Here is an 11,983-nt window from a genome sequence, read left to right on the forward strand (position 1 = left end):
GAGACCGACATGGATCAGGGTAACAAGGTGCAGTTCAAGCACAGCGACGGCAACGTGGTCGTCGTCATCGGATCGGGTGCGGGCGGCGGCACGCTCGCGAACGAGCTCGCGCAAAAGGGCATCGACGTGGTCGTGCTCGAAGCGGGCAAGCTGCATACGCAAGGTGATTTCTCTACATCGGAGTGGGACGCCTTCAAGATGCTTTCGTGGCTCGACACGCGCACGACCTCGGGTTCGTGGCGCGTCGCGAAGGACTTTCCGAATCTGCCGGCGTGGGTCTGCAAGACGGTCGGCGGCACGACCACGCACTGGGCGGGCGCGAGCCTGCGCATCCAGCCGCACGAGTTCAAGGCGAAGACGACTTACGGCGATGTGCAGGACGCCAATCTGCTCGACTGGCCGATCACGCGCGCGGACCTCGACCCGTACTACGACCGCGCCGAAAAGAAGATGGGCGTGACGCGCACGAACGGGCTGCCGGGCTTGCCGGGCAACAACAACTTCAAGGTGATGTCGGCGGGCGCGGCGAAGGTCGGCTACAAGGATTGCAACACCGGCCACATGGCGATCAACAGCACGGTGCGCGACGATCGCACGCACTGCTTCCAGCGCGGCTTCTGCTTTCAGGGCTGCCGCATGGGCGCGAAGTGGTCGACGCTCTATACCGAGCTGCCGCGCGCGCAGGCGACGGGTCACATGGAATTGCGCACCGAGGCGCACGTCGTGAAGATCGAGCACGATGCGCGCGGCAAGGTGACGGGCGTCGTCTACTACGATGCGAGCGGCAAGCTGCAACGGCAACGCGCGCGCGTCGTCGCGGTCGCGGGCAATGCGATCGAGACGCCGCGGCTCTTGTTCAATTCGCAGTCGAGCAAATTCCCCGATGGACTCGCGAACGGTTCGGGCCAGCTCGGTCGCAACTATATGCGGCACACCACGGGCTCGGTCTACGGCGTGTTCAACGACAAGGTCGAGATGTACAAGGGCACGACGATGGCCGGCATCATCGAGGACGAAGCGGTGTTCGAGCCCAAGCGCGGCTTCGCGGGCGGCTATCACATGGAGACGATCTCGCTCGGACTGCCGTTCTACGCCGCGTTTCTCGATCCGGGCGCGTGGGGCCCGAACTTCACGTCGGCGCTGGATCAGTATCAGTACACGGCGGGCATGTGGATCGTCGGCGAGGACATGCCGCGCGAATCGAACCGCATCACGCTCAATACCAGCGTGAAGGATCAGTACGGCCTGCCGGTGCCGAACGTTCACTTCGACGATCACCCGAACGACGAAGCGATGCGCGAGCACGCGTTCAAGCAGGGCAGCGCGGTGTATGAAGCGGCGGGCGCGAAGACGACGTATATCGTGCCGCCGTATCCGTCGACGCACAATCTGGGCACTGCGCGCATGAGCGCCAAGGCCGGCGACGGCGTGTGTAATCCGCACGGCCAGACGCACGAAGTGGCGAACCTGTTCATCTCGGATGGCAGCCAGTTCACGACGGGCGCCGCCGAAAACCCGACGCTCACGATCGTCACGCTCGCGATTCGCCAGGCGGATTACATCGCGCAGCAGATGAAGCAACGCAGGGTTTGATGCAATTGCCGGCTTGCGCGTAGGGAAGTAGCTTGGTTCACGGCCGTCGTGCGCGAGCATGACGGCCCGTTTCCGGAGGCTATCGTCATGTGTGGGGTGTATATCAACGCCGATCCGATCCTCTATGAATCGCGCACGCGCTCGCTGCGCATTCATGGCGTGATCACCACGGTCCGGCTCGAAAATCTCTTCTGGGACGTGCTGCAGGAAATCGCGGGGCGCGAGAACCTGACCACGAGCCAGTTCGCCGTCAAGCTCTATGATGAGTTGATCGCGCTGCGCGGCGAAGTGCCGACCAACTTCGCATCGTTTCTGCGTGTGTGCTGTCTGCGATATCTGTCGATGCGGGAGGCTAAGCAGAACGCGGAGAGTGAGATGGCGGGGGCGGTGGCGTTGCGGGTTTTGAAGGCGGGGTAGCTGGATAGCGCGATCAGCCGCTTTTCGGGCGATAGCGCGTGTGCCTCGGGAAAGTGCATGAGTGCGTCGAAATAGTCCCGTCCTTCGCGATCGACGTGAGGGACACACGCCGTTTATCAATGACAACCGAGGAGAAGTCAATGGATGACGCGTTTATCGGTGAAATCCGCATGTTCAGCTTCAGCTGGGCGCCCAAGGGCTGGATGCTGTGTCAGGGCCAGACGCTGCAGATCGCGCATTACCAGGCGCTGTTTTCCTTGATTGGCAACTTCTACGGTGGCGACGGGACAAGCACCTTCCATTTGCCAAATTTAACGCCAATGCCGGTGGCTGGTGGCGGGGGCGGGGCAAACGAAAAGTCCAACCCGCCGATCAACTTTGCAATCTGCATAAACGGCATCTTCCCGAGCAGGGACTAAGCGTATACGGCCCGGCGATTCATGTTCCCAGTCGTCGCGCCGCACCTGCTGCTCCGCTCACGCAGCAACCTCCCCCAGCAACGGATAATCGTTATACCCAGCCTCGTCGTCCCGATAAATCGTTTCCACATCGACCTCGTTGAGCTGTGCGCCGCGTCTAAAGCGCTCGACCAGGTCCGGATTCGCCACGAAGTGACGACCGAACGCCGCGGCATCTCCTTCTCCGCGTGCGATGGCCCGTTCGGCACTCTCCTTCGTCAGCCCCTCGTTGAGGATGAACGCACCCTTGAAGATGCGCCGCACTTCACGCCCAATGCGCTCATCCCCGCGCTCAATCGATTCGCGAGCAAAAATAAAAGCAATGTGACGCTTATCGAGCTGCTCCGCCACATAGGCAAACAGCGCGCGGGGATTGGAATCATGCATCGAATATGAACTCGACATCAAGTTCAGATGCACGCCGATGCGATCGGCGGGCCAGACGGTCAGCAGCGCATCGACCGCCTCCAGCAGAAAGCGTGCGCGGTTCTCGATCGATCCGCCATAGCGATCCGTTCTCTGGTTCGATCCGTCGTGAAGAAACTGATCGAAAAGATAGCCGTTCGCCGCATGCAGCTCGACGCCATCGAAGCCGGACCGTTTTGCGTTTTCAGCGCCACGGCGAAAATCCTCGACGATGCCGGGAATCTCCTCAGTCATAAGCGCGCGCGGAACGGCGTAGGGACGCACGGGCCGAACGCGATTGACATGACCTTGCGGTGCGATTGCGCTCGGCGCAACCGGCGGCTGCCCGTCATGGTAGACCGGGTCCGACACTCGACCGACATGCCAGAGTTGCGACACGATCAAGCCGCCCGCATCGTGAACGGCGGAAACGAGTTTGGTCCATCCTTCAACCTGCTTCTCGCTCCAGATGCCCGGCGTGTTCGGATATCCGACGCCCTGCGGCGTCACCGACGTCGCTTCGGTAATGATCAGACCGGCCGTCGCGCGCAGCGCGTAGTGATCTGCATTGAGCGGGCCCGGAGCGCGTTCGTCGAACGCACGCATGCGCGTGAGCGGCGCCATGACGATACGGTTTCGCAACCTGAGCGCGCCGATCTGGACGGGGTCAAAGAGTGTCGACATCTGAAAATCCTCGCTGGTACGTGATGTAACAAGATTAGTTACATCGTAGCCATCTCTCGGCTCACGAACAATGTCGAGGCTGGAATGCTCTATTGTCGAAAAGCATTGTGCAAACAGCCAGCGTCACACCGATGAGCCCGTTTGACGCTTTCAGATGTAACCAATATAGTTATATCTGAAGACGAAGATCATGACGATATGAGCGCAAATAGCCGCCTGACGATTGCAACACACATTCTCACCTGGATGGCGCTCGTCGCGCGCAGGGAAACCGATCCGGTCACGTCCGACCGCATCGCGGCGAGTGTGAACACCAATCCAGTGGTCATTCGCCGCATGCTCGGTTATCTGGCGAGGGCGGGTCTGGTCGAGAGCTATCGAGGCGTCAACGCGGGGTGGCGCCTCGCCAGACGGGCCGACGAGATTACCTTGCTCGATGTGTTCGATGCACTCGAAGAGGGCGCGCAGTTCGCGCTTCATGCTTCGAAACCCAGTCAACGATGTCCGGTGGGAAAGGGCATCGGTGCGCCGCTGAGCCGTGTGTATGACTCCATCGACCATGGCATGCGTACGACACTGGCCAGAAAAACAATCAAGGCGATTCTGACCGAGACGCTTGCATCCGAGCGATAACACGCGCGGTCGGTAGATAACTTCACTCAAAAGCCGCTCAACTATGTAACACTACTGTCATACATCAGTTTTCAACCGCCTGGCGTCAGCGTCACATCCTGTTGTGAGGAAATCGATCTGCCGTGCTGGTTCTTCTCAATCTGCTCTCCGGCGTCGCCCTTCTCGTGTGGGGCTCGCATATCGTCCGTACTGGCATTCTCCGGGTGCTCGGAGCCGATCTCCGCGCGATTCTCGGGCGTAGCACCCGAAGCAGAATGCGCGCTTTTCTTGCGGGCATCGGCGTAACCAGCCTCGTTCAGAGCAGCAATGCCACGGCCGTCATCATCACGTCGTTCGCCGCGCAAGGGCTCGTTCCGCTGACGGCCGGACTGACCGTCATGCTCGGCGCGGATGTCGGCACCGCGCTCATGGCGCGCGTGCTCACGCTCGATCTGTCGTGGCTTTCGCCGATTCTCATCCTCGTCGGCGTGCCCTTGTTCCTCACGCGCAAGCAGACCCGGGCCGGACAGATCGGGCGCACGATCATCGGGCTCGGACTGATTCTTCTCGCGCTTCATCTGATCGTCGAGGCAGCGCAGCCGATGACGCAGGGCGCCGGCGTGCGCGTGATGTTCGGGGCCCTCACCGGCGACACGATGCTCGATGCGCTCGTGGGCGCCGGTTTCGCGATGCTCTCGTACTCGAGTCTCGCCGCCGTTTTGCTGACGGCGACACTGGCCCAGTCAGGGGTGATCTCGCTGAAGGTCGCGCTGTGTCTGGTCGTCGGCGCGAATCTCGGCAGCGGACTGCTGGCCCTGCTCAACGCCTTGCCGCAAAACGCGGCGGCGCGGCGTCTTTCCGCAGGCAGCTTTGCGTTCAAACTGGCGGGCGCGATCCTTATCCTGCCGTTCGCATCGCTGCTCGCGCGCGGCCTGTCGGTCGTGATATCGAATCCGCGCGAAGCGGTGGTCGGATTTCATGTGATCTACAACGTGGTGCGCTGCTGCGCCTGCGTCACGCTGGTCGATCGCGTCGCCGCGATCAGCCGACGCCTGCTGCCCGATCGCGCAGTCGCGACAGGCGAGCTGCGTCCGCTCTACCTCGATCCTGCCGGGCTTGCGACGCCGAGCCTCGCGCTCGCGAACGCGTCGCGGGAAGTGCTGCGCATCGGCGACATCGTGCGCGTCATGCTCGACAACGTGTCGAATCTCTTCAGAAGCAATGATCTCGCCGTCGCGCGCGAAACGATGCGGATGGACGACGACGTCGACCAGCTCTATGCGGAAGTGAAAAGCTATCTGACGCTGATCTCTCGCGAGCAACTCGACCAGGCGGAAAGCCGCCGCTGGACCGACGTCATTTCGCTGACGATCAATCTCGAACATGCGGGAGACATCATCGAACGAATCGTGAGCGATATCGAAGAGAAGAAGATTTCCCAGCGTCTCGCCTTCTCGGAGCAGGGTCTCGGCGAACTCGACGATCTGCATGCGCGACTCGTGAGCAATCTGCGGCTCGGACTTTCGGTGTTCCTCAACAACGACCTGCGATGCGCCGAGCAATTGCTGGCGGAAAAGGAGCGCTTCCGCGATCTCGAACGGGCGTATTCGCACAAGCATCTGGACCGTCTAGCGGGGCAGACCTTGCGCAGCATCGAGACCAGCGCGCTGCACCTCGATCTCATCAGCAATATGAAGCGATTGAATTCGCTCTTCTGCTCGACGGCGTATCCGGTGCTCGAAGCAGCCGGCGCGCTGCACGATACCCGCCTGCGCAAGCGTTCTCTAGACACGCTGCACGTCAAGGAGTGACCGCACCCAGCTTACATTCGCCAAAACGCGCGCTCGTACTTTTTTGGCAGCTTGCAAATCCGGGGAATTGAATTTAGCCTGCATCGGCAATCGGCGGATCTCTTCAACGCACTATCTTCCTTTCGGGAACAGCGATGACGATGAAGCGTATCTGGGCGTGCCGTGTCCTTTCGATCACCACAGCGGCGGGACTCACCGGGGGCGGCATCGACGCTGCATCGGCTGCCCCACCCGACGCGCTCGTCGCCGCCGCGAAGCAGGAAGGGCAGTTGACCACGATCGCATTGCCGCACGACTGGTGCGGCTACGGCGCGCTGATCGCCGCATTCGAGAAGAAGTACGGCATTCACGTCAACGAACTCAACCCGGACGCGGGCTCCGGCGACGAGATCGAAGCCATCAAGGCGAACAAGGGCAACAAGGGTCCGCAGGCGCCGGATGTAATCGACGTGGGTCTGTCGTTCGGCCCGTCCGCCAAGAAGGACGGCTTGTTGCAGCCCTACAAGGTCGCGACGTGGGATTCGATCCCGACTGCGTCCAAGGATGCCGACGGCTATTGGTATGGCGACTACTACGGCGTGCTCGCCTTCGAAGTCAACGCCGACATGATCGACAAGCCACCGGCCGATTGGGGCGATCTGCTCAAGCCGGAGTACAAGAATGCGGTCTCGCTCGCCGGCGATCCGCGCTCGGCCAATCAGGCCATTCAGGCGGTCTACGCTGCAGGCCTGTCGCAAGGCAAGGGCGATGCGACCAAGGCCGACCAGGCGGGCCTGAAGTTCTTCGCCGATCTGAACAAGAGCGGCAACTTCGTGCCGGTGATCGGCAAGGCGGCGTCGCTCGCGCAAGGCACGACACCGGTCATCGTGCGCTGGGATTACAACGCGCTTGCGGATCGGGACACGCTCAAGAGCAATCCGAAAGTGCAGGTGATCGTGCCGAAGACAGGCGTCGTGGCCGGCGTCTATGTGCAGGCGATCAGCGCCTATGCGCCTCATCCGAATGCCGCGAAACTGTGGATGGAATTCCTCTACTCCGACGAAGGGCAGCTCGGCTGGCTCGCCGGATATTGCCATCCGATGCGCTACAACGAACTCGTCGCGCAGAAGAAGGTGCCGCAGGCGCTGCTCGCGAAGCTGCCGCCCGCATCGGCCTATAGCAACGCCGTCTTTCCGACGCTCGAGCAGCAGAACGCCACGAAAGACGCCGTGACCAAAGGCTGGGATCAGGTCGTAGGCGCGAATGTGAAGTAGCGCGCGAGACCGCCGAGATGAGCGCATCGCCGCAACCGGGCGCGTCGGGCCCGGACTTGCTGACGCCGGCCGCGCCCGCGCCGAAGTCCGGACCCGCGCGCGCGGGCGCCGAAACGAGCTGGCTGACGTATGCGGGCGTCCTGCCTTTTTTCGCGTTCGCGCTGCTGTTTCTTTTGCTGCCCACCGCCTTTCTGATGATCGGCGCGTTTCAGGACGCGCAGGGCCACTTCACGCTGGCGAACCTGCGCGAACTGTTTCAGCCAGCCGTGCTGGATGCCTACTGGATCAGCGTGAAAGTAAGCGTTGCTTCCGCAGCGGGCGGCGCGCTCTTCGGGACATTGCTCGCGTGGGCCGCGGTGCAGGGCCGCTTGCCCGCGTGGATGCGCCCGACGCTCATGACCTTTTCAGGCGTCGCGTCCAACTTCGCGGGCGTGCCGCTCGCCTTCGCGTTCATCTGCACATTGGGGCGGGTGGGGCTTGTCACAGTGCTGGCAAGAAAATACCTCGGCTTCAACCTCTATTCCACCGGCTTCAGCATTCTCAGTTTCCTCGGGCTGACCATCACATACCTGTATTTCCAGATTCCGTTGATGGTGCTCATTCTCACGCCAGCGCTCGATGGTCTGAAACGCGAGTGGCGCGAAGCGTGCGACTGCCTGGGCGGCACGGCGGCGCAGTACTGGCGCCATATCGGCTTGCCGGTGTTGTGGCCGAGCCTCCTCGGGGCGACGCTGCTTCTGTTCGCCAACGCATTCGGCGCGGTGGCCACGGCGTATGCATTGACCGGCAGCTCGCTCAACATCGTGCCGATCCTGCTGTACGCGCAGATTCGCGGCGACGTGCTGCACAACCAGAATCTCGGTTACGCGCTCGCGCTCGGCATGATCGTGGTCACGGGACTGTCGAACGGCGGCTACATCTGGCTGCGCGCGCGAGCCGAAAGGGGACGCCGATGAAAACGCAGTCGCGCGCGGGCGCCTGGATCGCGATGATCGTCGGTGCACTGTATTTCCTCATACCACTCGCGGCGACCTTCGAGTTCAGTCTGCGCATGCGCCGCGACGCATACAGTTTCGATGCCTACCGTGTCGTCCTCGGCGATCCGCATTTTCAGGCATCGTTCGGCTATTCGGTGCTGATGGGCTTGCTCACCATCGTGATCGGCGCGCTGCTCGTCGTGCCGACTGCGTACTGGGTGCAATTGCGTCTTCCGAGGCTGCGGCCTGTCGTCGAGTTCATCACCTTGCTGCCGCTCGTGATACCGGCGATCGTGATCGTCTTCGGCTATCTGCGCATCTACAACAGCAGTTCGATTCTGCCGCTCACCGGCAACGAGCGCGCGACCGATCTGCTGCTCGTGTTCGGCTACGTCACGCTCTCGCTGCCCTACATGTATCGCGCCGTCGATGCAGGCATGCGCGCCGTCGATGTCCGCACGCTGACCGAGGCCGCCGAATGCCTCGGCGCGGGCTGGGCGACGATCCTCGTGCGCGTGATCTTCCCGAACGTGCGCTCGGGGATTCTGTCCGGCGCGTTTCTGACGTTCGCCGTGGTCATCGGCGAATTCACGCTGGCGAGCCTGCTCGACCGGCCCGCGTTCGGACCGTACCTGCAACTGATCGGCGCGAACCGCGCCTACGAGCCTTCGGCGCTGGCGATCATCGCGTTCGTCGTGACGTGGGCATCGATGGGGTTGATCCAGGTGTTCGGCTCGGCGCGCGCGCTGGCCGGCCATAAAACCTGAGCCGAGGCCGCGACCGATGGCATTTCTCGAGATCGACAATCTCCATAAGGCGTTCGGGCCGAACATCGCGCTGCACCGGTTCGACATGCAGATCGAGCAAGGCGAGTTCATCACGTTCCTCGGGCCTTCGGGCTGCGGAAAGACCACCGTGCTGCGCATGATCGCCGGATTCGAAACGCCCACGCACGGCACGATCCGCCTCGGCGGACGTGACGTCACACACATGCGTACGCGTGATCGCGCGGTGGGCATGGTGTTTCAATCGTATGCGCTGTTTCCGAACATGACGGTGGCGCAAAACATCGGCTTCGCGTTGAAGGTCGCAAAGCGCTCGCAGAAGGAAATGGACGCGCGCGTCGCCGAGATGCTCGAACTCATCAAGCTGCCGCATCTCGCCGGACGTTATCCGTGGCAGTTGTCGGGCGGACAGCAACAGCGCGTGGCACTGGCGCGCGCGCTCGCGAGCAAGCCCCACGTGCTGTTGCTCGACGAACCGCTTTCCGCGCTCGATGCGAAGATCCGCGTGTCGCTGCGCGAGGACATCCGCGCGCTGCAACGTGAACTCGGCATCACGTCGATTTTCGTCACGCACGATCAGGAAGAGGCGCTGTCGATCTCGGACCGTGTCGTCGTGATGAACGACGGGCGCGTCGAGCAAATCGGCTCGCCGCTCGATATCTACAACGTGCCGCGCACACGCTTCGTCGCGTCGTTCGTGGGGACGCTCAATATCCTCGCCGGGCGTGTGATCGATCCGGCGACAGGGCGCATCGCAGTGGACGGACAGGAACTCGTGACGTCCAGGCCGCTCGCGCCCGACGACGCCGGCAAGGATCGCGTGCTGGCGCTGCGGCCCGAGGCGATCCTGCTGGAAGCGCCGTCGAATGGCCGGAATTCGCTCGCGGCGACGGTGGAGGAGATCAGCTTTCTCGGCGCCGTGGTACGCATACGCGCGCGCGTGAATCAGGCGATCGTTTCGCTCGATGTCTTCAACGATCCCAGCCGCGTCTTGCCGGAACGCGGCCAGCCGGTCGCGCTCGGCTTTTCGCACGACAATCTGCTCGTGCTGGACGAGAGCCCCCACGAGCAGATTCGGACGAACTAGGGGCGGTCAGACCTGGGCCATGCCGCCATCGACGAACAGCTCGATGCCGTTGATGAAACTGGCCGACCCGGACGCGAGGAACGCTACCGCCTTGCCGATTTCCTCGGGTTCGCCGAGGCGACCGAGCGGCACCTGCGACGCCAGCGCGTCGTAGAGGCCCTGACGGGCTTCATCGGGCACGAGACCGCCGAGGCCGGGCGTACGGATCGGCCCCGGACTGACGACATTGACGCGAATGCCACGGTCTTTCAGATCAAGCGACCACGAACGCGCGAAATTGCGCACCGCCGCCTTGCTCGCGCTGTAGACGCTGAAATTGGCCGTTCCCGTCACGGACGTGATGGACGAAGTCAGGATGACCGACGCGCCATCGACCAGCAGCGGCAGCGCCTTCTGCACGGTGAACAGCACGCCGCGCACGTTGGTGCCGAAGATGCGATCGAAGTGCTCTTCCGTGATCGCGCCGAGCGGCATCATGTCTCCGCCGCCGGCATTGGCGAACAGGATATCCAGCTTGCCTGCCGTCGCGGCGATCTGCGCGTAGACGGCATCGAGATCCGACAAGACTGACGCGTCGGCGCGAATCGCCGTGGCGGCCGGGCCGATGGCGGTCGCGGCCGCGTCCAGCTCGGCCTGACGCCGGCCCGTGATGAATACGCGCGCGCCTTGCTCGGCGAGTTCCTTCGCCGCAGCCAGGCCGATGCCCGTGCTGCCGCCCGTGACGAGTGCGATCTTTCCGTTCAGTGGCTTGTTCATGACTTGCTCCATATCGTGAATGGTCGATGAGTGTTGGAATCTGCCCGCGAGGACTGCGTGTCGCGTTGGGCATGGGTGAACTTTAGTGGCTGGTCGTTTGTTGATAAATAGTGTTCAATGAAATGACTATTCACGCATGTGTATAATCGTCCGGTTAATCTCGGGGGCGAACGCAATGGATCAGTTGCTGGCAATGCGCGCTTTTGCACGTGTCGTGGAAGCGGGCAGCTTCACGCGCGCAGCGGACTCGCTCGACCTGCCCAACGCCACGATGAGCAAGCTGGTTCAGGAACTCGAAGCGCATCTGGGCGCAAGGCTTCTGCAACGCACGACACGACGCGTCACCGTGACGCCGGAGGGTCAGGATTACTATGCAAAGGCGACGCGCATTCTCAGAGACCTCGAAGACATCGACTCGTCGTTCAACGTCGCGCAAGGCAATCCGCGCGGTCATCTTCGGATCGATGTAGGTGGATCGCCCGCAAGGGATGTGCTGATCCCGCTGCTCCCGGACTTCATGGCGCGTTACCCGGAAGTGAGGATCGACCTGGGCGTAGCCGATCGCCCGGTCGACCTGATCAGCGACAACGTCGACTGTGTGATTCGCGGCGGTCCATTGGATAACTCGTCGCTGATCGCGCGGCATATCGGCGATGCCGTGATGGTCACGTGCGCCACGCCGCAATATCTGAAACAGTTCGGCGTTCCCGCCTACCCCGAGGAACTCAGGAACGGGCATAGGTTGATCAACTACATGTCGCCGCAAAACGGCCGGGCGATGCCGTTTCGTTTCGAGCACGACGGCGACAGGATCGAAATAAAGGCCGAACATCGCATAGGTATCAACGAAAGCAACGCGCATCTGGCGGCGGCCATTGCAGGACTCGGCATCGTGCAAACATTTGCTTACGCGGCCAATTCCGCTCTGCGCGATGGTTCGCTCGTCGAGATATTGAAGAAATGGCGACCGCCGCCGTACCCGTTCCATGTCGTATATCCGCAAAACCGTCATTTGACGCATCGGCTTCGCGTGTTTATCGACTGGTTGCTGGAGCGTTTTCCCGCCAGAGTCCGCGGGGCCGGGGAGCGCTAGCGGAGATCACTTGTTTATGTAGATGAAAGGGCGCGGCACGGTGTTTGCGCTG

General features: G+C 62.2%; 12 protein-coding genes. 10 read left to right on the forward strand and 2 right to left on the reverse strand.

The features are described 5' to 3' along the window. Positions 1-9: 9 nt before the first annotated feature. The 3 genes from BTHE68_RS27360 to BTHE68_RS27370 all read left to right on the forward strand — a co-directional run bounded on the left by BTHE68_RS27360 (position 10) and on the right by BTHE68_RS27370 (position 2,429). Complete coding sequence (locus BTHE68_RS27360; protein WP_162069446.1) at positions 10-1,593, forward strand: GMC family oxidoreductase; 1,584 nt, start codon at positions 10-12, stop codon at positions 1,591-1,593. An 87-nt stretch (positions 1,594-1,680) separates the two neighbouring features. Beyond that, a complete protein-coding gene (locus BTHE68_RS27365) occupies positions 1,681-2,010 on the forward strand; it encodes a ribbon-helix-helix domain-containing protein (RefSeq protein WP_162069447.1) in 330 nt (109 codons plus the stop codon). 140 nt (positions 2,011-2,150) lie between these two features. Then, the gene (locus tag BTHE68_RS27370) at positions 2,151-2,429 is read left to right on the forward strand and encodes a phage tail protein (RefSeq protein ID WP_162069448.1); all 279 of its coding nucleotides are present in this window, start codon (positions 2,151-2,153) and stop codon (positions 2,427-2,429) included. 57 nt (positions 2,430-2,486) lie between these two features. Here BTHE68_RS27370 and BTHE68_RS27375 read toward each other — a convergent pair whose 3' ends face one another. Beyond that, positions 2,487-3,557 (reverse strand): alkene reductase, encoded by a 1,071-nt coding sequence (locus BTHE68_RS27375; protein ID WP_162069449.1) that lies wholly within the window; start codon positions 3,555-3,557, stop codon positions 2,487-2,489. A 141-nt stretch (positions 3,558-3,698) separates the two neighbouring features. Between BTHE68_RS27375 and BTHE68_RS27380 the strand changes: the two genes are divergently transcribed. The 6 genes from BTHE68_RS27380 (at position 3,699) to BTHE68_RS27405 (ending at position 10,082) form a co-directional block, all read left to right on the forward strand. Continuing rightward, the gene (locus BTHE68_RS27380) at positions 3,699-4,190 is read left to right on the forward strand and encodes an Rrf2 family transcriptional regulator (RefSeq protein WP_232078148.1); all 492 of its coding nucleotides are present in this window, start codon (positions 3,699-3,701) and stop codon (positions 4,188-4,190) included. A gap of 122 nt (positions 4,191-4,312) precedes the next feature. Continuing rightward, positions 4,313-5,980 (forward strand): Na/Pi cotransporter family protein, encoded by a 1,668-nt coding sequence (locus BTHE68_RS27385; protein ID WP_162069450.1) that lies wholly within the window; start codon positions 4,313-4,315, stop codon positions 5,978-5,980. A 134-nt stretch (positions 5,981-6,114) separates the two neighbouring features. Beyond that, positions 6,115-7,233, forward strand: a complete 1,119-nt coding sequence (locus BTHE68_RS27390; RefSeq protein ID WP_162069451.1) for an ABC transporter substrate-binding protein — start codon at positions 6,115-6,117, stop codon at positions 7,231-7,233. Between the two features lie 17 nt (positions 7,234-7,250). Continuing rightward, on the forward strand, positions 7,251-8,189 hold the full coding sequence (locus BTHE68_RS27395) for an ABC transporter permease (protein WP_162069452.1): 939 nt from the start codon (positions 7,251-7,253) through the stop codon (positions 8,187-8,189). Continuing rightward, positions 8,186-8,977, forward strand: coding sequence for an ABC transporter permease (locus BTHE68_RS27400; RefSeq protein WP_162069453.1), 792 nt, complete (start codon positions 8,186-8,188; stop codon positions 8,975-8,977). Before BTHE68_RS27395 ends, BTHE68_RS27400 begins: the two co-directional genes overlap by 4 nt. A gap of 16 nt (positions 8,978-8,993) precedes the next feature. After that, positions 8,994-10,082, forward strand: coding sequence for an ABC transporter ATP-binding protein (locus BTHE68_RS27405; protein WP_162069454.1), 1,089 nt, complete (start codon positions 8,994-8,996; stop codon positions 10,080-10,082). 6 nt (positions 10,083-10,088) lie between these two features. Here the strand turns inward: BTHE68_RS27405 and BTHE68_RS27410 are convergent, their stop codons facing one another. After that, positions 10,089-10,838: an SDR family oxidoreductase gene (locus tag BTHE68_RS27410; RefSeq protein WP_162069455.1), complete on the reverse strand. Its 750-nt coding sequence runs from the start codon at positions 10,836-10,838 to the stop codon at positions 10,089-10,091. 175 nt (positions 10,839-11,013) lie between these two features. Here BTHE68_RS27410 and BTHE68_RS27415 point away from each other — a divergent pair, with 175 nt between their 5' ends. Continuing rightward, positions 11,014-11,931: a LysR family transcriptional regulator gene (locus BTHE68_RS27415; protein WP_162069456.1), complete on the forward strand. Its 918-nt coding sequence runs from the start codon at positions 11,014-11,016 to the stop codon at positions 11,929-11,931. Positions 11,932-11,983 lie beyond the last annotated feature (52 nt).

This window comes from Burkholderia sp. THE68 (assembly GCF_009938265.1).
Taxonomy (GTDB): Bacteria; Pseudomonadota; Gammaproteobacteria; order Burkholderiales; family Burkholderiaceae; genus Caballeronia.